The 22,623-nt window shown below is 70.8% G+C and carries 22 protein-coding genes and 2 tRNA genes; 20 read left to right on the top strand and 4 right to left on the bottom strand.

Annotated elements, in window-relative coordinates:
- Positions 1-630 (bottom strand): hemerythrin domain-containing protein, encoded by a 630-nt coding sequence (locus ETD85_RS25355; protein ID WP_138692280.1) that lies wholly within the window; start codon positions 628-630, stop codon positions 1-3.
- Positions 631-763: 133 nt separating this feature from the next.
- Here ETD85_RS25355 and ETD85_RS25350 point away from each other — a divergent pair, with 133 nt between their 5' ends.
- From ETD85_RS25350 to ETD85_RS25270, 17 genes are all read left to right on the top strand, one after another.
- Positions 764-994 (top strand): transposase, encoded by a 231-nt coding sequence (locus ETD85_RS25350; RefSeq protein WP_138692279.1) that lies wholly within the window; start codon positions 764-766, stop codon positions 992-994.
- A 39-nt stretch (positions 995-1,033) separates the two neighbouring features.
- Positions 1,034-1,106, top strand: a tRNA-Thr gene (locus ETD85_RS25345).
- 180 nt (positions 1,107-1,286) lie between these two features.
- Entirely contained in the window at positions 1,287-2,420 is a 1,134-nt protein-coding gene (locus ETD85_RS25340) for a zinc-binding dehydrogenase (protein WP_138692278.1), read from the top strand.
- Positions 2,421-2,464: 44 nt separating this feature from the next.
- Positions 2,465-3,826: an ABC transporter substrate-binding protein gene (locus tag ETD85_RS25335; protein WP_138692277.1), complete on the top strand. Its 1,362-nt coding sequence runs from the start codon at positions 2,465-2,467 to the stop codon at positions 3,824-3,826.
- Positions 3,823-4,713 carry a carbohydrate ABC transporter permease gene (locus tag ETD85_RS25330; protein WP_206058564.1) on the top strand — a complete coding sequence of 297 codons (891 nt, stop codon included), beginning with the start codon at positions 3,823-3,825 and terminating at the stop codon, positions 4,711-4,713. The genes ETD85_RS25335 and ETD85_RS25330 overlap by 4 nt, the downstream gene beginning before the upstream one ends.
- Positions 4,707-5,537, top strand: coding sequence for a carbohydrate ABC transporter permease (locus ETD85_RS25325; RefSeq protein WP_138692276.1), 831 nt, complete (start codon positions 4,707-4,709; stop codon positions 5,535-5,537). Before ETD85_RS25330 ends, ETD85_RS25325 begins: the two co-directional genes overlap by 7 nt.
- 7 nt (positions 5,538-5,544) lie before the next feature.
- Positions 5,545-6,705: a mandelate racemase/muconate lactonizing enzyme family protein gene (locus tag ETD85_RS25320; RefSeq protein ID WP_138692275.1), complete on the top strand. Its 1,161-nt coding sequence runs from the start codon at positions 5,545-5,547 to the stop codon at positions 6,703-6,705.
- A gap of 13 nt (positions 6,706-6,718) precedes the next feature.
- On the top strand, positions 6,719-7,390 hold the full coding sequence (locus tag ETD85_RS25315) for a GntR family transcriptional regulator (protein WP_138692274.1): 672 nt from the start codon (positions 6,719-6,721) through the stop codon (positions 7,388-7,390).
- Positions 7,377-8,807, top strand: a complete 1,431-nt coding sequence (locus tag ETD85_RS25310) for an NAD-dependent succinate-semialdehyde dehydrogenase (RefSeq protein WP_138692273.1) — start codon at positions 7,377-7,379, stop codon at positions 8,805-8,807. Before ETD85_RS25315 ends, ETD85_RS25310 begins: the two co-directional genes overlap by 14 nt.
- Before the next feature lie 11 nt (positions 8,808-8,818).
- On the top strand, positions 8,819-9,832 hold the full coding sequence (locus tag ETD85_RS25305; protein WP_138692272.1) for a DUF2804 domain-containing protein: 1,014 nt from the start codon (positions 8,819-8,821) through the stop codon (positions 9,830-9,832).
- Between the two features lie 123 nt (positions 9,833-9,955).
- A tRNA-Met gene (locus ETD85_RS25300) sits at positions 9,956-10,029 on the top strand.
- A 70-nt stretch (positions 10,030-10,099) separates the two neighbouring features.
- Positions 10,100-10,264 carry a 50S ribosomal protein L33 gene (gene rpmG, locus ETD85_RS25295; protein ID WP_101786011.1) on the top strand — a complete coding sequence of 55 codons (165 nt, stop codon included), beginning with the start codon at positions 10,100-10,102 and terminating at the stop codon, positions 10,262-10,264.
- 290 nt (positions 10,265-10,554) lie between these two features.
- The gene (locus tag ETD85_RS25290) at positions 10,555-11,004 is read left to right on the top strand and encodes a MaoC family dehydratase N-terminal domain-containing protein (RefSeq protein ID WP_138692271.1); all 450 of its coding nucleotides are present in this window, start codon (positions 10,555-10,557) and stop codon (positions 11,002-11,004) included.
- Between the two features lies 1 nt (position 11,005).
- Positions 11,006-11,434 carry a MaoC family dehydratase gene (locus tag ETD85_RS25285; RefSeq protein ID WP_138692300.1) on the top strand — a complete coding sequence of 143 codons (429 nt, stop codon included), beginning with the start codon at positions 11,006-11,008 and terminating at the stop codon, positions 11,432-11,434.
- A gap of 108 nt (positions 11,435-11,542) precedes the next feature.
- Complete coding sequence (locus ETD85_RS25280; RefSeq protein ID WP_138692270.1) at positions 11,543-12,565, top strand: hypothetical protein; 1,023 nt, start codon at positions 11,543-11,545, stop codon at positions 12,563-12,565.
- An 11-nt stretch (positions 12,566-12,576) separates the two neighbouring features.
- Complete coding sequence (locus tag ETD85_RS25275; protein WP_206058561.1) at positions 12,577-13,614, top strand: UDP-N-acetylmuramate dehydrogenase; 1,038 nt, start codon at positions 12,577-12,579, stop codon at positions 13,612-13,614.
- A gap of 223 nt (positions 13,615-13,837) precedes the next feature.
- A complete protein-coding gene (locus tag ETD85_RS25270; protein ID WP_138692268.1) occupies positions 13,838-14,404 on the top strand; it encodes a TMEM165/GDT1 family protein in 567 nt (188 codons plus the stop codon).
- Positions 14,405-14,467: 63 nt separating this feature from the next.
- On the opposite strand, the gene ETD85_RS66920 is transcribed toward ETD85_RS25270, so the two are convergent.
- Together ETD85_RS66920 and ETD85_RS63270 are read right to left on the bottom strand one after the other, a co-directional pair.
- The gene (locus ETD85_RS66920) at positions 14,468-17,323 is read right to left on the bottom strand and encodes an ATP-binding protein (RefSeq protein WP_276617276.1); all 2,856 of its coding nucleotides are present in this window, start codon (positions 17,321-17,323) and stop codon (positions 14,468-14,470) included.
- Between the two features lie 102 nt (positions 17,324-17,425).
- Complete coding sequence (locus ETD85_RS63270) at positions 17,426-17,572, bottom strand: hypothetical protein (RefSeq protein ID WP_170246832.1); 147 nt, start codon at positions 17,570-17,572, stop codon at positions 17,426-17,428.
- A 211-nt stretch (positions 17,573-17,783) separates the two neighbouring features.
- On the opposite strand from ETD85_RS63270, the gene deoC reads away from it, so the two are divergent.
- The 3 genes from deoC (at position 17,784) to ETD85_RS25250 (ending at position 21,189) form a co-directional block, all read left to right on the top strand.
- Positions 17,784-18,713 (top strand): deoxyribose-phosphate aldolase, encoded by a 930-nt coding sequence (gene deoC, locus ETD85_RS25260; protein WP_138692266.1) that lies wholly within the window; start codon positions 17,784-17,786, stop codon positions 18,711-18,713.
- Positions 18,713-20,164: an aldehyde dehydrogenase family protein gene (locus ETD85_RS25255; protein WP_206058560.1), complete on the top strand. Its 1,452-nt coding sequence runs from the start codon at positions 18,713-18,715 to the stop codon at positions 20,162-20,164. Before deoC ends, ETD85_RS25255 begins: the two co-directional genes overlap by 1 nt.
- Positions 20,165-20,343: 179 nt before the next feature.
- On the top strand, positions 20,344-21,189 hold the full coding sequence (locus tag ETD85_RS25250) for an aldehyde dehydrogenase family protein (protein ID WP_138692265.1): 846 nt from the start codon (positions 20,344-20,346) through the stop codon (positions 21,187-21,189).
- Positions 21,190-21,207: 18 nt separating this feature from the next.
- Here the strand turns inward: ETD85_RS25250 and ETD85_RS25245 are convergent, their stop codons facing one another.
- Positions 21,208-22,563 (bottom strand): leucine-rich repeat domain-containing protein, encoded by a 1,356-nt coding sequence (locus ETD85_RS25245; RefSeq protein WP_138692264.1) that lies wholly within the window; start codon positions 22,561-22,563, stop codon positions 21,208-21,210.
- Between the last annotated feature and the right edge of the window lie 60 nt (positions 22,564-22,623).

The following is a 22,623-nucleotide window of genomic DNA, read 5'->3' as shown; positions in this document are numbered from 1 at the left end:
TCAGCCGAAGATGAGCCGCTGGCGGCGCTGGTGCCCGGGGTTGAGGAGCCTGAGCAGGATCCGCAGCACCAGGCCCGCCTCGCGGCGCAGCTCGGCCAGCTCCTCGGGGCTGGCGTACTGGGCGATTCTGGGCACCTCGAAGGACAGCTTGCTGCCCTTGCGCACGCCCTCCTCCACCTTCGCCCAGTCCGCCACCGAGACGTACTTGAGTATGACCGGGAACACCAGCCGTTCCTCCTCCTCGATGTGCTCGTCGAGCAGGTCGGCGAGCGTGGTCAGCGCCTTGGCCAGCCGCCTGGGGGCGGCCGCGTCCGTGCCGAGGGTGGCCGCGGTCGCGGTGATCTCCTCCATCAGCGGGTCGAGCGCGGCGTGGTCGTCGCTCAGGTCGCTCAGGTCCACCTCCGCCCCGGCCGAGCGGACGATGACCGGCCACAGGATGTCGTCCTCGGCCCGGTGGTGATGGTGGATCCCCGTGCAGAGCCCGGCGGCGAACTCGTTGATCGCGGCGAGCCGCGCCGGTGACGCCTGCTGCTCGCCGGCGGCGATCTCGTTCATCACCGTGGCGAGCCGGCGGGAGTCGGCACGCATGGCACGGTGGTTGATGCGCATTCCGAGCAGGTTGGGGGTCATGGGGCGCTCCTCTCTCTGAGATGGCACCAGCGTGCGCCCCGGCACTTAGACCCCTCTTGGTGCCGACTTGGTATGGCTGTAACGCGTGTGGCGCGGCGGAAAATGAGAGACCCGGCGGCTAATCTGTGCCGCTATGGACAGGCGATGGGTCGGCCTCGACGGCTACGAGGTCGTAGGCGTCTTGCGGGCCGGGCGACAGGTGCTGCGCGTGCGCAGGCACGGGGGGACGGTCGCCGACTGCACCTCCGTGGCGGAGGTGGCCAGGCACGTCGATCTGGCCGACCTGTGCGAGGTGATCGACTTCCCGGCGCGACGCCCGGCGAAGGAGTCGGCGAAGGCCCGAACGAGTTCGCATCATCGCTGACTGCCGTGTATGGTTACACCTGTCCGCAGCGCCGGACAGGCCCCTATAGCTCAGTCGGCAGAGCGTCTCCATGGTAAGGAGAAGGTCAACGGTTCGATTCCGTTTGGGGGCTCGCACTCTGGCAAGACCTCACGCCCGATCCGCGTAACGCGGTCGGGCGTTTTTCGTTGCTCGGCGAACCCTTGTGCGCCTTGAGCTGCTAGGAAACATTCCGGTAACAGTCCTTGACCGACCAAAAACGGACAAACTAGCTTCTACTGCATTCTATAGAATCCAGAATGCGGAGGCCGGGATGAGCGAGACGGAGCGAGCGCGCGCCGCCATCGTCACGGACGTCGCCGGTGCCGTGGAGGTCCGCGACTACGACCTGCCCCGGCCGGGCCCCGGTGAGTTCCTGCTGGCGGTCGAGCTGTGCGGGATGTGCGGCACGGACGCGCACATCTATCGCGGCCGGCTGGCCAGCGTCCACTTCCCCGCGCTGCTCGGCCACGAGATCGTCGGCCGGCTGGCGGCGCTCGGCGAGGGTGTCACCGCGGACCACGCGGGCCGGCCGGTGCGCGTCGGCGACCGGGTCGGCGTCTTCCCCGCCCTGAGCTGCGGCCGGTGCTACGAATGCACCGTGCGCGGGCGGCCGGGCAGTTGCCCCGACCGCCGCCCCTCGTACGGCTTCGCCTCGCCCGCCGACCGCCCGCCGTACCTCACCGGCGGTTTCGCCACCCACCTGTACGCCTCGAACGCCGGCACCGTCTTCTACCGGACCGACCTGGCCCCGGAGGTGGCGGTGCTGCAGGAGCCCCTGTCGGTGGCCCTGCACGGCGTGGAGCGGGCGGGCGTCCGGATCGGCTCGACCGTGGTCGTCCAGGGCACGGGCGCGATCGGGCTGATGGCGGTGGTGGCGGCGCGGACGGCCGGCGCGGCCCGGATCGTGGCCGTGGGCGGCCCGGCGGCCAGGCTGGCGCTGGCGGCGGCGCTCGGCGCGGACGAGGTCGTCGATCTCGACCGCGTGCCCGACCCCGCCACGCGCAGGACGGCGGTCTTCGACGCGCTCGGCGGCGGGGCGGACGCGGTGATCGGCACGGCCGGCTCGCCGGAGTCGTTCGCCGAGGCGCTCGGGCTGGTGGCCGACGGCGGCGTGCTCGCGGAGCTCGGCAACTTCACCGACCGCGGGAGCATCCCCTTCAACCCCTACGCGGACCTGCTGAAGCGGGACATCACGATCGCCGGCGTCTACGGCGCGGGCCCCGACATGCAACGCAGGTACCACACCGCGCTCACCGTCCTGGGACGTGGCGGCCTGCCCTTGGACCAACTCGTCAGCCACCGCATGCCCCTGTCCAGGGCGAGGGAAGCGCTTGAGGCGCTCGGCGGCGGCTACTCCCTCGACGGCAGTGACGTCGTGAAGCTCGCGATCGACCCCACTGCTTGAAACCGGCTCAAACCCCCAACACCCCCCGAAGGAGAAGCTGGCACATGCCAACGAAAATCCGGCTTGTCGCGACAGTGTCCGCACTCGGACTGGCACTCGCCGCTTGCGGCTCCGCGGCCGAGGAGGTCCCGGCCGACGGAGGCGGGCTCGGCAGTCAGGGCAGCCCGGTGTCGATCCGGGTCATCGCCAACGACGCGTTCGCCAAACAGTGGCAGGACCAGCTCGTTCCCGAGTTCAACAAGAAGTATCCGAACATCAAGGTCACCGTGGACGGCGTCCCGTACAACGACCAGCTCGCCAAGACGATGCTGGAGCTGACCGGCACGACCGCCACCTACGACGCGGTGCTCGCCGACGACCCCTGGCTGCCGCAGCTTGCCAAGACCGGCGCGCTGTACGACCTCAAGGGCGCCGAGCTGGCCAAGTGGAACGATCCGGGCTACGACTGGGCGGACTTCAACCCGACGCCGCTGGCCGCGGGGGAGTGGGAGGGCAAGCAGTACGCCGTGCCCGTCCGCTCGAACCTGCTGCTCATGTTCTACAACAAGACCCTCTACAAGAAGGCCGGGGTCGAGGAGCCGAACGAGCAGACCACCTGGGAGCAGTATTTCGCGGACGCCAAGAAGCTGGTCCAGGACACCGACGGCGACGGCAAGACCGACTCGTGGGCGGTCGGCACGTACTTCACCAAGGACCCGCTGACCCCCACCATCTGGCAGACGGTGCTCAACTCCAACGGCGGCAAGCTGCTCGACGACAAGATGCAGGTCGCCTTCAACGACGACAACGGCGTCAAGGCGCTGCAGACGCAGGTGGACCTGCTCAAGTACGCGCCTCCAGGGGCCAGCACGTACCAGTTCAACGAGCCGCTGGAGGCCTTCCGCCAGGGCAAGACGGCCACCATGTTCATGTGGGGCAGCGTGTACAAGGGCACCGCGGTCGACAAGGAGACCACCACGCTGTCCCCCGACGAGGTCGGCCTCACGACGCTGCCCGCGGGCACGGCCGGCGCGGGCGCGCACCGGGGCATCTGGTCGGCGGGCATCTCCAAGAAGTCCAAGCACCCGGCCGCCGCCTGGACCTGGCTGCAGTGGGTCACCTCCAAGCAGGGCGAGCAGTTCACCGGCAAGGCGTTCGGAACGTTCCCCGCGCGTAACTCCTCGCTCGACGGCACCCCGCCCGCCGACTGGGCCAAGCCCGTGTACGCGGCGCTGAAGTCCGGCTACGGGGTGGTCAGCAAGAACCAGATGTGGCGCCCGCGCCTGCCCGAGTCCGACGCGGTGCAGCAGATCCTGGCGCTGCAGACCAGCCAGGCCATGTCCGGGCAGGCGACCTCGCAGCAGGCGATCGCCGAGGCCGCAAAGGAGATCACCGAGCTGCTGAAGTCCAAGGGCTACGGCCAGTGATCGCAAAACGGCTGCGGCTGGGAGAGCCGGGCACCGCCTGGCTCTTCCTGACCCCGGCCCTGGTGCTGCTGGCCGGCATGCTGCTCTACCCGATCTTCTACACGGTCTGGGTGAGCCTCTCGGACTTCGACCTAGCCTCCTTCCAGCCGTCCGGCTGGGTGGGCTGGCGCAACTACGCGGCGGTGCTGAGCGACCCCGGCTTCCTGGAGTCGTTCAAGGTCACCGGCATCTACCTGGTGATCGCGCTGCCGCTGCAGATGGTGCTGGGCTTCGCCATCGCGTTCCTGCTGAACGTGGACTGGCGCGGGCGCGGCGTGCTGCGCGCGCTGTTCCTGGTGCCCATGGTCGTCGCGCCGGTCGTGGCGGGCGGCGTGTGGCGCATGCTGCTCGACCCGCTCTGGGGCGTGGTCAACTACGTGCTCGGGCTGGTCGGCATCGGCCCCGTCGAGTGGATCGGCGACCCGACGCTCGCGATGGCCAGCGTGATCATCATCGACACGTGGCGGTGGACGCCGTTCGTCGTGCTGATCGCCGCGGCCGGGATCATGGCGCTGCCCGGCGACGTGTACGAGGCCGCCAGGTCCGACGGCGCCGGCCGCTGGCAGACGCTGCGGCACGTCACGCTGCCGCTGCTGGTCCCGGTGATGGCCGCCGCGTTCATCGTGCGCTGGCTGGGCGCGGTGAAGATGTTCGACATCGCGCTCGCCGCCACCAAGGGCGGTCCGGGCAACGCCACCAACGTGCTCAACCTCTACATCTACGAGAAGGGGTTCAGGAGCCTGGAGTTCGGCACGGCGTCCTCGATGGCGACGATCGTGCTGGTGGTGACCATGGCCCTGACCTTCGTCCTGTTCCGCATCAGCCACCGTCTGGAGAACCGATGGTGAGGTCGAAGACGGGACGCTACGCCGCGATCGCCGGGGCCGTCCTGGTCACACTGCTCTTCCTGCTGCCCGTCATCTACATGGTGAGCATCTCGTTCAAGCTGCCGAAGGACATCTTCACCGTCCCGCCGCGCTGGCTGAGCCGGCTCACCTTCGACAACTACACCAGCTACTTCGAGCAGGCCCGCATCCTGCCCCGCATGGTCAACACGATCATCGTGGCCGTCGGGGCGTCGGCCATCTCGATGGTGGCCGGGTCGATGGCCGGCTACGCGCTGTCGCGGATGAAGATGCGCGGCGCGGGCGTGGTGGGCGGGCTGATCCTGGCCTCCCGCGCGGTGCCGCCGATCGCTCTGGTCGTGCCGTTGTTCCTGGTGGCGCGCAAGCTCGGGCTGACCGACCAGTACATCACCGTCATCCTGGCCTACGTCACCTTCCTGATCCCGTACGTGGTGTGGCTCATGCGGGCCTTCTTCCGCAGCCTGCCGCCCGAGCTGGAGGAGGCGGCGATGCTCGACGGATGCACCAGGTTCGGCGCGTTCTTCCGGGTGATCGTGCCCACCAGCATGACCGGGCTGATCTCCACGTTGATCTTCTGCATCATCCTGGCCTGGGAGGAGCTGCTGTTCGCCTTGATCCTCACCAACGACAAGGCGGTCACCATCCCGGTCGCCATCGCGGGCATCGCCGCCGACACGGAGAAGGGCGGCCTCTGGGGGCCGCTGGCGGCGGTGGGCGTGCTCACCGTGCTGCCCGTGGTGATCTTCGCGCTGGCCGTCCAGAAGTACCTGATCAAGGGTCTCGCCGACGGCGCGACCAAGGGGTGAGAGGCAGATGAGGATCACAGACGTGCGCGGGCGGGTCATCGAGATGCCCTACCCGCGGCCGTTCGTCCCGTCGTGGGCGCCCGAGGGCGCGCACGACGTGATGTCGGCGGTCATCGTCGAGGTGGAGACCGACGAGGGCATCATCGGCGTGTCGGGCGGCGACATGGGCCACGGCACCGGGCCGATGCTGCTGGAGGCCATCCGCGGGTGGATCAGGCCCCAGCTCGTCGGCCTCGACCCGTTCGCGACCACGCACGTGGCCAACCGCCTGCGGTACGTCGCCGAGTACGTCTTCCCGCGGCCCTGGGTGGTCGGCGTGGCCGTGTGGGACGCCGTCGGCAAGGCCTGCGGGCAGCCGCTGTACAAGCTGTGGGGCGGGCACTCGGGAGCGGTCCGCGCCTACGCGAGCTTCGGCGAGGTGCGCAGCGCGCAGCAGCGGGCCGAGGACAGCCTGCGGGCGGTCGAGCACGGCTTCCAGGGCATCAAGCTGCGCGTCCACTCCGCCACGATCGCCGAGGACGTGGCGCAGGTCGCGGCCGTGCGCGAGGCGGTGGGCCCGGACGTGGCCATCATGGTGGACGCCAACCAGGCCGCCGCCCGCTGGCGTTACGCGCCGGACGGCAGCCGGATGATCTGGGACTACGACCGGGCGCTCGCGACGGCCAGGGAGCTGGCCGACCTGGACGTGGCCTGGCTGGAGGAGCCGCTGCCCCGGCACGACTACCGGGCGCTGTGCGAGCTGACCGCCGCCGCGCCGATCCCGATCGCGGGCTGCGAGCACAACCGGGGCATCGGGCAGCTCGTACGGATGCTGGAGGACGGCTGCTTCGACATCTTCCAGCCGGACGCCAACGAGAGCGAGGAGATCGGCGCGCTGCGCGACTTCGGCGCCATGGCGGCCGCCAGGCAGCGCCGGGTGATCCCGCACGCGTGGGCCACCGGGCTCGGCGTCGCGGGAAACCTGCAGCTATGCGCGTCGCTGCCGAACTGCGACTGGCTGGAGTACCCCTACGATCCGCCGGTGATCGTTCCGGAGGTGTTCCACTCGATGCTGACCGAGCCGCTGCTGCCCGATTCCTCCGGTCTCGTGGGCGTTCCGGATGGTCCTGGACTCGGTGTAGAGCTGGACTACGCGGCGATCGAGCCGCTCACCGTCCAGCAGGTCTGAAGGGCTGTCGATCATGGCCGTAACGCGTTCCCCTTTCCGCACCAAGGCAGACCTGGCGGCGGAGCACATCAAGCATCTGATCATGACCGGTGAGGCCGCTCCTGGCACGAAGATCATCACGCGGGTGGTGGCGGAGGCCGTCGGCATCAGCGAGACGCCCGTGCGCGAGGCCATCAAACAGCTCTGCTCGGAGGAGTGGCTGGTCGAGCGCCCGCATGTGGGCGCGGTGGTGGCCGAGCTGACCGTGGACAACGTGCGCGAGCTGTACAGCGTGCGGGCCGCGCTCACCGCGCTCGCGTTAGAGCTCGGCGGCGAGCCCCTGACCGGCGAGCGGCTGGCGGCGGTGGACGAGGTGCTCGCCCAGTGCGAGGTCGCCGTGCGCGACGGCGACGTGGCCGCGTTCGCCGGGCTCAACCGGCGCTTCCACTCGCTGCTGTGCGACACCGAGCACAGCAAGATGACCCACCGCATGCTGCAGACCCTGTGGGCCAGGACGGAGACCGCCCAGCGCGGCTTCCGCCTGGTGCCCTGGCGGCTGCCGGAGTCGCACGCCGAGCACGTCGCCATCAGGAACGCGCTGGTGGACGGCGACATCGCGCTGGCCAGCGAGCTCCAGCACGCGCACGAGATGGCCGCCATGAAAGCACTCATCGACGGGATACGGGAGACAGATGGAAACGGCTGAGGCCGCGGGCAGGGCGCTGATCGGCGGCGAGTGGCAGGCGGAGCCGGACGGGCGTACGTTCACCGTCTTCGACCCCGCCACGGGCGCGGCGATCGCCGAGGTCGCCGACGGCGGCGCCGAGCTGACCGGCCGGGCGGTCGACGCGGCGGCGGCGGCGCTGCCGGGGTGGCGCGCGCTGGCCGCGCACGAGCGCGCCGGCCTGATGCGCCGGGCGGCGGACGAGCTGACGGCGCGGGCCGCGTCGATCGGCGCGACGATGACCGCCGAGCAGGGCAAGCCGCTCGCCGAGGCCACCGCGGAGGTGCTGTCGGGCGCCGAGCACCTGCTCTGGGCGGCGGAGGAGACCCGCCGGCTCTACGGGCAGACGGTGCCGGGGGCCACCGCGGACAACCGCATCTGGCTGCTGCCCGAGCCGGTCGGAGTGGTCGCGGGCATCACGCCGTGGAACTTCCCCGTCTCGATGATCACTCGCAAGCTGGGGCCCGCGCTGGCCGCCGGCTGCACGGTGGTGCTCAAGCCCGCCGAGCTGACCCCGCTGTCGGCGATCGCCGTCGCCGAGGCGTTCACCGCGGCCGGGCTGCCGCCCGGCGTGTTCAACCTCGTCCCGACCGCCCGGCCGGCGCTCTTCGCCGAGACGGTGATGGCCGACCGGCGCGTGCGCAAGGTGTCCTTCACCGGCTCGACCGAGGTCGGCAGGGAGCTGATCAGGCGCAGCGCGGAGGACGTCAAGCGGCTGAGCGTGGAGCTCGGCGGGCACGCGCCCGTGCTGGTCTTCCCCGACGCCGACCCGGTGGCGGCCGCGGCGGCGGTGGCCCGCAGCAAGTTCCTCAACGCGGGGCAGGCGTGCACGTCGCCGAACCGCATCTTCGTGCACCGTGACGTGGCCGCGGACTTCACCGCGGCGCTGGCCCGGCACGCCGAGGCCATCGAGCCCGGCGTGGACATGGGGCCGCTGATCGACGCCGCCGCGCTGGCCAAGGTCGAGCGGCACGTCGAGGACGCGCTGGCCAGAGGGGCCAAGGCGGTGACCGGCGGGCGGCGGATCGACGGTCCCGGCACCTTCTTCCCGCCGACCGTGCTCTCCGGGGTCACCGACGACATGCTCGTCTGCCGGGAGGAGACGTTCGGTCCCGTCGCGCCGGTCATCGAGTTCGACGCGGTGGACGAGGTGGTCGCCAGGGCGAACGCCACGGCGTACGGGCTGACCGCCTACGTGTGGACCGCCGACCTGACCAGGACGCTGCGGGTGGCGGAGGAGCTGGAGTTCGGCATGGTCACCGTGAACGGCGGGCCGCTGGCGCCGCCGCAGGCGCCGTTCGGCGGGATCAAGAACAGCGGGTACGGCCGCGAGGGCGGCGGCCTGGGCGTGGCCGACTACCTGGACTACAAGTACCTCAGCGTTGGGCTGGGCCGATGACGGAGAGCACCATGCGAACGAGTCCGCACGCCGTACGCGAGCGAGAGATCACCGAGCGGGTGGACCTGTGCCTGCCCGACGGCCGGCTCAACCCGGCGGCCGTCGGCTGGAGCCGCGTACCGCTGCACCGGGCCAACCTCCGCGGCTGGGGCCGCACGATGCGCTGGGACTACTGGTGCGTGACCAGCCCGGAGCAGGTGTTCGCGTTCAGCGCGAGCAGCCTCGACTACCTGGCGGGCGAGTCGGCCTGGTTCCTCGACCGCCGCACCGGCGAGCAGACCTCCAGCAGAGGGCTGCTGGTGCCCGCCAGGCAGGTCTCCTTCTCCGAGCGCTGCGGCGAGGGCAGCGTGCGGATCGGGGCGGGCGCGGTGCGGATCAGCGTGGACGAGACCGCCGAGGGGACGCGGCTGCGGCTGAAGTCGGCCGAGATGGAGGCCGACCTGCTGGTGCACCGGGTGCCGGACAGGGAGAGCCTGGCTCTGGTGGTGCCCTGGTCGTCGCGGCGCTTCCAGTACACGGTCAAGGACGTCGGGCGGCCCGCCGAGGGCACCGTGCGGGTGAACGGCAGGACGCGGACCTTCTCCGCCGGCGACGCGCTCGCCACGCTCGACCTCGGCAGGGGCCGCTGGCCGTCCGACATCCTGTGGAACTGGGGGGCCGCGGCCGGGCGGCCCGGCGGCCGGGACGTGGCCGTGCAGATCGGCGGGAAGTGGACCGACGGCACCGGCAGCGTCGAGAACGCGCTCATCCTCGACGGCCGCGTCCACAAGATCAGCGAGGAACTGGTCTGGCGCTACGACACCTCCGACTGGCACGCGCCCTGGCGGGTCACCGGCGCGCGGGTGGACCTGGAGTTCGTGCCGGAGCACGTCAGGCTCGCCGACGTGCGCAGGGCGCTGTACATGCGCAGCAGGGAGGCGCAGGCGTTCGGCCACTACCGGGGGACGGTCGTGGCCGACGACGGGGAGGTGGTGGAGATCAGCGGGCTGTACGGTTGGGCGGAAGAGGTATACCGGCGCTGGTGACGGATTTCGGTTTGGCGGGGGTCCTGAGGCATACTGGTGGGACCCCACCCGATTGGGCGAGTTACTAATGTGCTCGCAGCGTCGGGTATCCTCTATGGGGCCGGGGGGTCTTACCGGCTCAAAGGCGGAGTAGCTCAGTCAGGCAGAGCAAACGGCTCATAATCGTTGTGTCGCCGGTTCAAGTCCGGCCTCCGCTACTGCCCTATCCCAGGTCGATCGGCCTGGGTACGGGTGTGTCCATATCCCGACGTAGAAAGGCACTCCCAAGTGGCTGCCACAGACGTTAGGCCGAAGATCACGCTGGCCTGCCAGGAGTGCAAGCACCGCAACTACATCACGCGGAAGAACCGGCGCAACGACCCGGATCGGCTTGAGCTGAAGAAGTACTGCCCCAACTGCCGCACCCACCGCGCGCACCGCGAGACCCGATAGGGCCTCGGGCAGCACTCGCCCGTCAAGGGCTCGGGCAGCACTCCTGCCTCTGCATCGTGAATATCGCACAACCGGCGCTCCATCGCAGGGCGCCGGTTTGTCGTGTTTTCCGGGCCGATTGCCGCTGCCCCGCACGGTGCGGCCGGGCCGGCCCGCTGGTCATCGGCCAGGCCCGGTGATGCGGGTCGTGGGGGAGAGCAAAAACCCGGCCATGAGCAGGGACAGCCGAACCTTGTTCTGTTAGCGTCGGCCTCAGCAGCGCCCGGCTGAAGACATGCGAGGGAGCACTGATGGCCTTGAACCGTGACTTCGTGGGCAGGAGCTATCCGCCCAGCGCCCCATACGAGGTCAGCAGGGTGAAGATCCGGGAATTCGCCGCCGCGATCGGTGACGGGAACCCGCTCTACCGCGACAGGGAGGCCGCCCAGGCCGCCGGATACCCCGATGTGATCGCGCCCCCGACGTTCCCCATCGTGTTCGGCATGCAGAGCGGCGGCGAGGCGCTGGTGGATCCCGACCTGGGGCTCAACTTCGCCATGGTCGTCCACGGCGAGCAGCGTTTCGAGTACGTACGCCCCGTGTGCGCCGGCGACGAGCTGATCACGACCGCTACCATCACCGACATCAGGACCGCCGGGCGCAACGAGCTGCTGACCATTCGCAGCGACGTGACGACGGTCGAGGGCGAGCCCGTCTGCGTCACCTACAACACCATCGTCGAGCGTGGGGGAGCAGGCTGAGATGACCGCCACGGTGAAGTACGACGAGGTCGAGGTCGGGCAGGAGCTGCCGGCCGTGGACTACAACGTGCGCCGGCTCAACCTGGTGATGTACGCCGGTGCGTCCGGTGACTTCAACCAGATCCACTGGAACGAGCGGTTCGCCAGGATGGTCGGGCTGCCCGACGTGATCGCGCACGGGATGTACACGATGGCGCAGGCCGGCCGGTTCGTCACCGACTGGGCGGGAGATCCCGGCGCGGTGGTCGACTACGGGGTGCGCTTCTCGTCGATGGTGGTCGTTCCCGACGACGACCAGGGCGCGACGGTCTCGGTCAGCGGGATCGTGGAGGAGAAGCTCGAGGACAAGCGGGTGGTCATCGGGCTCACCGCCAAGTCGGGCGACGCTCGGGTGCTGTCCAAGGCGCGCGCGGTGGTGCAGCTGTCCTGATCATCCCGGAAGCGGATGATATGTCGCGCTGCTCTCGGGTACCCGTGTCCTATGACTGAAGCTGTGCGACAGGTTTGGCCCTCGGTTCGCGCGATCCCGGTGTCCGCCGTGACCGACGACACCTCCACGTCGTCCCTGCGGCCCGCGCGGATCGAGCAGATCGCGGGGAGCGCGGGAAGCGGGCGGGACACGACGGGCGGCCAGGAGGGCGCGGGCGCCAGGCCCCGCACGGCGACGGGTGTGGGGACGGCGGGCACGCACGCCCGGCTCAACCCGGCCGCCGAGCTGGGCTTCTCCGGCGATCCCGGCCAGCACGGCGACACGGGCGGCGGCATGCTGCACGCCCAGCGCGCCTGGGACGCCTCGCTCGCCATGAACCGCCTCGACGAGCTGGGCGTCAACGCCGAGCGGCGGCGCGTGGAGACGCAGGACGTGACCGCCGCCGTGTGCCTCCTCGTCGACGGCTGGCCGCTGGACGTCGAGAGGTGCGTGCGGTCGGTGATCGAGCACACCGGCGTACAGGTGCTCGCCCTCGACCTCGGCAACGTGGACGGCGCCGGTGACGTGCTGCAGGAGCTGGCCGAGCGGCATCCCGAGCGGATCGCCGTCTGGCACGTCGCGGAGGAGCCGCACTGGCGCGGCGGCACGGCGGGCTGGGGCGAGAGCCGGGCCAAGCTGCTGCGGCTGGACGAGTCCGACGTGCACGTGCTGATGGAGACGAGCGTCGCGCTGCTCGGCGACGCGCTGACCCCGCTGGTCGCGGCCATCGTGGAAGGCGCCGTGGCGGCCGGGTGGCGGGGCATGGAGCCCCTGGACGACGTACGGGAGGCTTCGGAGCCGCCGGACGGTGGGATGCGCTGGCGGGAGGCCGGGCCGGGCAAGGTGCGGGCGCTGGCCGGGGACCTCATGGCGGTACGCAGGTCGGCGGCGCTGGGCGCGCTGCCCGAGGACGCGAACTACGGCGGGTACGCCGACCTGGAGCTCTCGCTCGCCCTGCGCGGCGAGCTGGTCGTCCCGGAAGTGCGCCTGCCGGTGGAACGGCTCGGCCGGCACGACGTCTCCCCCGACTACCGGGCCCGCGAGTGCCGTCGCAACTACGACGGGGTGCTGCGGATGCTGCGCGCCTCATAAGCTAGTTGCCCATGGAGATGCTCGCACCGTATACCACGCTGCGCCTGGGCGGCCCCGCCCGCGAGTTCGCGGAGGCGACCACGTCGGAGCAGCTCGTGTCCCTGGTGGCCGACGCCGACAGGAAGGCGGTGCCCACGCTGATCCTCGGCGGCGGCAGCAACCTCGTGGTGTCCGACGAGGGGTTCGACGGGCTCGTCATCAAGGTCGCGACCCGGGGCGTGACGGTCTCGCGCGACGGCGGGCAGATGCTGGTCACGGTCGAGGCGGGCGAGGACTGGGATCCGCTGGTCGCCCGCGCCGTGGCGGAGGGCTGGTCGGGCATCGAGTGCATGTCGGGCATTCCCGGGCTGGTGGGCTCGACCCCCATCCAGAACGTCGGCGCCTACGGGCAGGAGGTCTCCCAGACCATCTGGTGCGTGCGGGCCTACGACCGCCGCACGAGGCAGGTCATCGACGTGGAGGGCCGGCAGTGCGGGTTCTCCTACCGCGACAGCGCCTTTAAGCGCGACCTGTCCCGGCACGTGGTGCTGGGGGTGACGTACGCGCTGGACGTCTCGGAGCTGTCCCGCCCGCTGGCGTACGCGGAGCTGGCCGGGCGGCTGGGGGTGGCGGCCGGGGACCGGGTGCCGCTCGCGGAGGCGCGGGCGGCGGTGCTGGGGCTGCGCCGGAGCAAGGGCATGGTGCTCGACCCGGACGACCCCGACACCCGCAGCGCCGGTTCCTTCTTCACCAACGCGGTGCTCACGCCCGCGCAGGCCGATGAGCTGGCGGTGCGCGCTCCTGGGCATCCGCGATGGGACATGCCTGACGGATCGGTCAAGGTGCCCGCCGCATGGCTGATCGAGCACGCGGGGTTCCCGAAGGGATATGAGCGCGGGCCCGTACGCATCTCGACCAAGCACACGCTGGCGCTCACCAACCCCGCGGGCGAGGCCACCACGGCCGACCTGCTGGCCCTGGCCAGGGAGGTCCGTGACGGGGTGCGCGAGAAGTTCGGGGTCACGCTGGTCAACGAGCCGGTGATGGTCGGCTGCGCCCTGGCGGAATAGGACGCCGTTCTGGGCTGTTATGGTGGGTTGAAATACCGAAGGGGAGTAGTCCCAATCGTGTGATCGACATGCTGGCGCTTCATCGCGCCCGGTCACGCGGGCCTTCACGGGCGGACGAGACCTTCGGCCTGGCAGTCATGTGACAAAGACGCTGCCGGGCCGAAGTCGTGCCCGAAAACTCCCTGGGTGCCTCTTTCCGGCTCGGCCGCGCGGAAGAGGACCGTTGGAAGCGTTCTGGATCAGTCTCGGCGTCATTTTCGTGGCCGAGCTGGGCGACAAGAGCCAGCTCATGGCCATGACGTTCGCGACCCGTTTCAAGACCTGGACCGTGCTTCTGGGCATCACGGTCGCCACGACCGTCGTACACCTGCTCAGCGTGGCGGTGGGCGGCCTCATCGGCGACGCGTTGCCGACGACGGCCATCGCGGTGGTCGCGGGGCTGGCCTTCCTCGGGTTCGCGATCTGGACGCTGCGCGGCGACGAGCTGACCGAGGAGGAGTCGAAGAAGGCCCAGCGGACCACCAGGAACGCCCTGATCGCGGTGACCGTGGCGTTCTTCCTGAGCGAGCTGGGCGACAAGACCATGCTGGCCACCATCACGCTGGCGACGCAGCACGGCTGGGTCGGCACCTGGATCGGCTCGACGATCGGCATGGTGGCGGCCGACGCGCTGGCCATCGTGGTGGGCCGGTTACTGGGTAAGCACCTGCCCGAGAAGGTCATCCGGTACGGCGCCGCCGCGGCGTTCGCCGTCTTCGGCATCCTGCTTCTGGGCGAGGCGCTCCTCTGACGCCCTGAAACGTCCGCCACCGGCCTACCCGGCCTACCAGGTCCTACCCCCCGCCTACCCGGCCTATCGGGACAGCAGGGACAGCCGGTGGGCCGCGGCGGCGGCCTCGCCGCGCGTGGTCACGCCGAGCTTGGCCAGGATGTTGGACACGTGCACGCTCACCGTCTTCGCCGAGATGAACAGCTCGGCCGCGATGTCCCTGTTGGTGCGGCCCTGGGTCACCAGGCGCAGCACCTCCAGCTCGCGCGGCGTCAGCAGCTCCGAGGGCTCCTGCGCCGGCTGGCCCAGGCCCACCCGGCGCGACAGCGCCTCGATCTCGTCGATCAGCGGCGTCGCGCGCAACGCCTGGGCCAGCGGGAGCGCCACCCGCAGCCGGGCCGCCGCCCCCTCGCGGTCCCCGCTGCGGGCCGCGGCGGTCGCCGCGCGCAGCAGGGCCTTGGCCTGGTTGTGCGGGCGCCTGAGCCGCTCCCAGGCCGCCGCGGCGGCGTCGAAGTCACCGCTGTACGACAGCCGGTACGCCTCCGCGACCGGCCCGATGAGCGACAGCTCGGCCGCCACGCCCGCGGCGTGCTCGCGTACCGCCGCCGTCCTCTCGGGCTCGGCAGGCTCGGCGGCGTCGCAGACCGTGCGGAGCAGGGAGAGCAGCCGCCAGCTCAGCATGGCCTTGCTCGACTGCCTGGGATGCGCGAGCACCTGCTCGGCCACGGCGAGCGCGGCTCCCGGCTCGCCCCTGAGCAGGTGCCAGCCGATGAGCAGGCGGGCGTTGCTGATGACGTCCTGGACGAGGTCCTTGGGGCGGCCCTTGAGCACGCCGATCTCGCCCAGGATGCCCTCGACGAGCTGCAGCTCACCCCGGGCCAGCGCGATGTCGGCGCGCACGCGCAGCAGGGCGTGCCTGGTGCGCAGCGCGGGCCCGTGCCCGAGCGCGCCCTCGACGATCTCGACGGCCTCGTCCCAGCGGCCGATCGACTCCAGCGCCTCGGCCCAGTTGTTCTTGATGAACAGGCCGCTGCCGCGCAGCCGGCCGTACTTCTTGGCGATCTTCCAGCCGTCTTCCGACATGCGCAGGGCCTCGTCCTCGCGGCCCATGTCGATCAGCGCGTCGATGTTGTTGCCGATCGCCCGGGTGATCAGCCGTCCGGAGCCCTCCTTCCGGCCGATCTCCAGCGCCTGCTCGTTGATGACGATCGCGGACTCCAGCTCGCCGCCGAGCGAGTGGCCGAGCGCCAGGTTCATCAGCAGGTCGGCTTCGAGACACCGGTCCCCGAGCTCCCTGACCCGGCGCAGCGCCTCGGCGATGAGCCGGCCCGCCTCGGCGATCTCGCCCTTGAGCATGAGGCGGCGGCTGAGCGGCGTGACGACCTCGGCGTGGTCGAGGCTGTTCTCCGGGACGAGCCGCAGGGCCTCGTAGAGGTCCTCGATGACGCCAGGGTGGTCCTTGGAGCTCTTGAACGCCGCCCGCCGCACGATGAGCTGAGCGACCCGCTCCGGCTCCCTCGTCTCGTCCAGCTCCGCCAGAGCGGCCTTGACGAACTTCATGCCCTTGTCCACGTCGCCGCCCGCGTTCGCGGCCTCCGAGGCGCGTTCGAGCACGGTGGTGTGGTCGGCCTCGATGAGCTCGGCCGCGTCGGGCACCCGGTCCCAGAGCATGAGGACACGTTCGAGCAGCGGGACGGCCTCGGTGTACGCGAACGCCTTGAACGACTTCTGGGCCGCCTCCCACGCGGAGATCAGCGCCCAGTGGTCGTTGCGGGCGCCGTACCAGTGGTGTGCCAGCTCCACGGAGGCACGCCCGGGCGGCACGAGCAGGCGGTTCTTGGAGATCTCCTCGGCGAACCTGGCGTGCAGGCGCTGGTGCTCGCCGGGCAGCAGCTCGTCGTGCACGGCCTCGCGGATCAGCGAATGCCTGAAGACGTAGGCGCGGCTGTCGGCGATCTGCAGCACGTTGCCGGCGATGGCCGGGCGCAGCGCGGTCTCCAGCTCGACGTCGGACAGGCCGCTCACGGCGGCGAGCAGCGCGTGGCTGACCCTGATGCCCCCGGCGGCCGCCACGCGCAGCACGCGCTGGGTCTCCTCGGGCAGGCGCTCGACGGAGTTGAGTATCAGGTCCTGCATGGACTCGGGGAACGAGCAGTCCTCGCCGCCCTCCAGCATGGCCTCGACGAACAGCGGGATGCCCTCGCTGCGCTCGTAGACCTTCTCGACCTTGGCGTACTGGGGGACCTCGCCGAGGATCCCGGCCATCTGCTCGGCGACCTCGTCCCGCGACAGGCGCGGCAGGTCGAGCCGGTGGACGCCGCCGACTCTGCCCAGCTCGGCCAGCACCGGCCTGAGCGGGTGCTGCCGGTGCAGGTCGTCGGAGCGGTAGGTCATGACGATCAGCACCTGCGGGGCGTGCAGGTTGCGGCTGAGGAAGGCGATGAGGTCGCGGCTGGACCGGTCGGCCCAGTGGATGTCCTCGATGACCAGGACGGTGGGACGGGTGTCCGCGAGGCGTTCGAGTAGCGTGAGGAACTGCTCGAAGAGCCGGGCGCGCCCGGTGTCGGTCTCGCCGTCGCCGCTGGGCTCGCCGAACTCGGGCAGCAGCCGCGCGAGATCGCGCTCGGCGCCCTCGGGCAGCAGCGCGGCGACCGCGGCCGGGCCCTGCTCTCTGACGAGCTGCCGGAGCGCGGCGGTGAAGGGCGCGTAGGCCAGGCCCTCGGTGGACAGCTCGACGCAGCCGCCGAACAGGACGTGCGCGCCCCCTTCGACGCAGCGCTCGGCGAAGCGCTGGACGAGCCTGGTCTTCCCGACCCCGGCCTCGCCTCCGAGAAGTACGGCCGTCACCTGGCCTTTTCGTGCCTCGTCGAGGCTTTCGGAGAGAGCTTCCAGCTCCTCTTCCCGCCCGACGAAGACGGGACTGACCGTACGTCCCCGCATGTCATCCAGCATGTCATGTCCCATTGATTGCTTTCGACGCTTTTTAAGGGGGTATGGAGGCCCGGCCACGAGGGAGGTTGTGGCCGGGCGCTCGTGGGGTGATCATGAGGAACGACGCTTGCCGAAGAGGGAGCGGCGCTCGGACTTGTTGCCCCGCATAACCTCGCGTACGCGGCGATGCTCGTCGGCGGCCTTGCGCAGCTCGTTGGCGTGGTCCTTCATGAGCTGGTACTCGATCTCGGGGTACATGGGGTGTCTCCCTGTTATGTGGTGCTTCTTCCTGACACCTTTAATGCTCGGTCTAAGGCCCCGCCCGGCACATCGGGTGGATGCCTTATCTCCGGCGTCCCGCTACCTATGGCGCATACCTAGTGCCTGGTCGAGGACATGACAGGGCCTAGGTAATAGATCCGGTTTGGAGGTAGAGGCCCTGGTCGGCGATGCTGTGAGGGTGTCAACTGTGACTACCTCGCTCGCGGGGGTCGCCTCCTCGGAGGCGGCATTGCGAGCTTTCCTGCACGGCCTGCCCGGGGTTGACCGGGTCGGCGCGGACCAGCGGGCAGCGGTGCTGGGCACCCGCTCGATCAAGACGACGGCCAAGGCCGCGGCCATTGACCTGGCCATTTCCATGGTGGATCTGACCACGCTCGAAGGAGCGGACACCGCCGGCAAGGTGCGGGCGATGTGCACCAAGGCGATGCACCCGGGCGGGGGCGCGCCGAGGGTGGCGGCGGTGTGCGTCTACCCCGACCTCGTCGCGGTGGCCGTGGAGGCGTTGCGCGGGTCGGGGGTGAAGGTGGCCTCGGTGGCCACCGCCTTCCCGAGCGGGCGCACGTCGCTGGAGGTCAAGGTGAGCGACACCGCGCTGGCGGTGGCGGCCGGCGCGGACGAGATCGACATGGTCATCGACCGCGGGGCGTTCCTGTCCGGCCGGTACACGAAGGTGCTGGAGGAGATCGTCGCGGTCAAGCAGGCCTGCGGCGACGCGCATCTGAAGGTGATCCTGGAGACGGGTGAGCTGGCCACCTACGACAACGTGCGGCGGGCCTCCTGGCTGGCGATGCTGGCCGGCGCCGACTTCATCAAGACCTCGACCGGGAAGGTTGCGCCGGCGGCGACGTTGCCGGTGACGCTGGTGATGCTGGAGGCGGTACGCGACTTCCGCGACGCCACCGGCCGCCAGGTCGGGGTCAAGCCCGCGGGCGGCATCCGCACTACCAAGGACGCGATCAAGAACCTGGTGCTGGTCAACGAGACCGCGGGCGACGACTGGCTGTCGCCCGACTGGTTCCGGCTGGGCGCCTCCTCGCTGCTGAACGACCTGCTGATGCAGCGCCAGAAGCTGGCCACCGGCCGGTACGCCGGTCCCGACTACTTCACCCTGGACTGATGATGGCGATCTTCGAGTACGCCCCCGCACCCGAGTCGCGCGACGTCGTCGATCTCAAGCCGTCCTACGGGCTGTTCATCGACGGCGAGTTCGTCGACGGCGGCGGCCCCGCCTTCAAGACGATCAACCCCGCGACCGAGGAGTCCCTCGCCGAGGTCGCCACCGCCACCTCCGACGACGTCGACCGCGCGGTACAGGCCGCGCGCAAGGCGTTCGGGGTGTGGAGCGCGCTGCCCGGCGCCGAGCGGGCGAAATACCTGTTCCGCATCGCCCGCATCATCCAGGAGCGGGCCCGCGAGCTGGCCGTGCTGGAGTCGCTCGACAACGGCAAGCCGATCCGCGAGTCGCGCGACGTGGACGTGCCGCTGGTCGCCGCCCACTTCTTCTACTACGCGGGCTGGGCGGACAAGCTGGCCTACGCCGGGTTCGGCCGCGGGACGGCGGACGGGCAGGTCCCGAGGCCGCTGGGCGTGGCCGGCCAGGTCATCCCGTGGAACTTCCCGCTGCTGATGCTGGCCTGGAAGATCGCTCCGGCGCTGGCCTGCGGCAACACCGTCGTGCTCAAGCCGGCGGAGACGACGCCGCTGACGGCGCTGCTGTTCGCCGACATCTGCCGCCAGGCCGAGCTGCCCCCGGGCGTGGTGAACATCGTCACCGGCGCGGGCGAGACCGGCGCGGCCGTCGTGGCGCACCCCGACGTGAACAAGGTGGCCTTCACCGGCTCCACCGAGGTCGGCCGGATCATCGCGCGCGCGGTGGCCGGCACCGGCAAGAAGCTCACGCTGGAGCTGGGCGGCAAGGCGGCGAACATCGTCTTCGACGACGCCGCCATCGACCAGGCCGTCGAGGGCATCGTCAACGGCATCTTCTTCAACCAGGGTCACGTGTGCTGCGCCGGGTCCCGGCTGCTGGTGCAGGAGTCCGTGCAGGAGGAGCTGCTCGACGCGCTCAAGCGCCGCCTCGGCACCCTTCGCGTCGGCGACCCGCTGGACAAGAACACCGACATCGGGGCGATCAACTCGGCCGAGCAGCTGGCGAAGATCCGGCAGCTGTCCGATGTGGGCGAGTCGGAGGGGGCCGAGCGCTGGTCGCCCGCCTGCGAGCTGCCCGAGCGCGGGTTCTGGTTCCCGCCGACGCTGTTCACCGGGGTGGCGCAGTCGCACACGATCGCCAGGGAGGAGATCTTCGGCCCGGTGCTGTCGGTGCTGACGTTCCGGACGCCCGCGGAGGCGGTGGAGAAGGCCAACAACACGCCGTACGGGTTGTCGGCCGGGGTATGGACGGAGAAGGGCTCGCGCATCCTGTGGGTGGCCGATCGGCTGCGCGCGGGTGTGGTGTGGGCCAACACGTTCAACAAGTTCGACCCTGCCTCGCCGTTCGGCGGATACAAGGAGAGCGGTTACGGCCGCGAGGGCGGGCTGCACGGGCTGGAGGCCTACCTTGATGTGTGACCATCGCCGCCCCCGCCGCCCGAGACGGCGGGCGCAGGCCACCCGAGGCCACGCCTTCGCCAGGGCCGGGCGTCCCGTGCGCACCGGCTGGTACGCCCACCGCTGCGGCGTGAGCCGGTGCGGGCAGGTCTTCGTGCCGGTCCAGATGTCGCAGGAGTCCACGTGGAGAGGCCGGGGCGATGAGTAGGTTGTCCGTCAGAAAGACCTACAAGCTCTACATCGGCGGGGCGTTCCCGCGTTCGGAGAGTGGGAGGTCCTACCCCGTGACCTCGGCCAAGGGCGACTTCCTCGCCAACGCCTCCAGGGCCTCGCGCAAGGACGTCCGCGACGCCGTCGTGGCCGCGCGCAAGGCATTCCCCGGCTGGTCCGGGGCCACCGCCTACAACAGGGGCCAGATCCTCTACCGGATCGCCGAGATGCTGGAGGGCCGCCGCGCCCAGTTCGCCGAGGAGCTGGGCGGCGCGAAGAAGGCGGCGCTGGAGCAGGTGGACGCGGCGGTCGACCGGCTCGTCTGGTACGCGGGCTGGTCCGACAAGATCGCCGCGGTGCACGGGACGGCCAACCCGGTCGCGGGCCCGTACTTCAACCTGTCCTCGCCCGAGCCGGCCGGGGTGGTGGGCGTGATCGCGCCCGCCGACCCGCTGCTCGGGCTGGTGTCGGTGGTAGCGCCCGTGATCGTCAGCGGCAACACCTGCGTCGTGGTCGCCTCCGAGCCCGCGCCGCTCGCCGCGATCACGCTGTCGGAGGTGCTGGCCACCTCCGACCTGCCCGGCGGGGTGGTGAACCTCCTCACCGGGCAGCAGGCCGAGCTCGCCCCCTGGCTGGCCGCCCACATGGACGTCAACGGGATCGACCTGACCGGCGTCGAGGACGAGGACCTGGCGCTGCGCTGCGAGCAGGCCGCCGCCGAGAACCTCAAGCGCGTCCTGCGCCCCTCGGCGGAGGACTTCGGGGCCGACCCGGGGACCAGGCGCATGACGCGTTTCCTGGAGACCAAGACCGTCTGGCATCCGTCGGGCGTCTGAGCCGCGCGCCCGGGGCCGTCAGCTCGCCAGCAGGCCCCGGGCACGCAGCCCGGCGAGCACGGAGGACGGCAGCGCCGGGCAGTCCTCGATCAGGACCTCCTTGAGCGAGGGCAGGTCCTCCGCCGTCCCCAGGTCCCGCAGCGCGCCGCAGTTGTCGAGCTCCAGCGTGCGCAGGGCGGGCAGCCCGCCGACGTCGCCGAGGGTCCGCAGGGTGTCGGTGTAGACCACGCGCAGGCTCTCCAGCTGCCACAGCCCCGAGAACGGGACGAGGTCGGCGAGCTGGCCGAGCCCCTGGAGCGTCAGGTCACGCAGGGCGGGCATGCGCGCGAGCGCGGAGAAGTCACGCAGATCGGTGGCGTAGCACAAGCTGAGCTCGCCGATCGACGGATGCCCTTCGAGCCCGTCGAGCGAGCCGAGCTTCTGGAACCGGTCGATGGCGAGGCTGGTCAGCGCGGGCAGCCGCGACAGCGGGCGCAGGTCGGGAATCGGCGCGCTCGGCAGGCCGAGGCTCGTGAGGCGGGGATGGTGGCCGAGCCCGTCGAGGCTCTTCAGATTGGTGCAGCCGCTGAGCCACAGGCGCTCCAGCGCGGGCATCGCGGCGATGCCGTCGAGGCCGGTCAGCCGGGCGCAGTGCATGGTCAGCTCGGTGACGGAGCCGAGGTCGTGCAGGCCCTCGATGGTCGTGATCTTGGTACGGCTGACATTCAGCCCGGTCAGCCGGCTCAGCCCGGACAGGGGACGGATGTCCTCGATGAACCGGCAGTTGTCCAGGCTGAGATGTTCGAGCAGGGGGAAGGCCGCGCCGACCCCCTCGACGCTGGTCACCCCGCTGCTGCGCAGGTCGAGCCGCCTGAGGCGGCGCAGGCCGAGCACCGGGGCGAGATCGGTCACCCCGGTGCAGCTCAGCAGGCTGACGGTCTCCAGCGCCAGGAGCCCGGCGAGCGGCCGCAGGTCGCCGACGGCCACGCAGCCGTCCAGCTCCAAGGCCACCAGCCCGGTCAGCGAGGCCAGCTCCGACAGGTCCGTCAGGCCCTTGCAGTGGTCGAGGCGCAGGGTCCGCAGCATCGTCAGATGCCGCAGCCCGGTGAGCGAGTCACGCCTGCGCACCACCAGATCGGTGCGGCCCTCCGCGTCGAAGGCGGGCGCGAGCAGCCGCTCGGCGAAGCCGTCGGGGTCGAGGGCCTGCGGCCAGAGCCTGAGCAGGTCGTCGAGGGCGGGCTGTGCGATCCCGGCGAACTCGGCGGCCAGCCCCAGCGCCTCGCCCCGGCCGTGGATCGCGAGCTGCCTGACGGCCTTCCAGGCGGTCTTCGGCGTCGCGGACGCCAGCTTGGGGCGGTGTGCCGCGAGGTCCGGCGGTTGTGCGGAGGGTGTCATGCCACGGCACCCTACGGGGCGGCACGGACAATCACGGGCGGGGTGATCACGGGTGGGGAG

The sequence above is a fragment of the Nonomuraea zeae genome (assembly GCF_005889725.1).
Lineage (GTDB): Bacteria > Actinomycetota > Actinomycetes > Streptosporangiales > Streptosporangiaceae > Nonomuraea > Nonomuraea zeae.
This window is presented reverse-complemented; position numbering and strand designations above follow the sequence as displayed.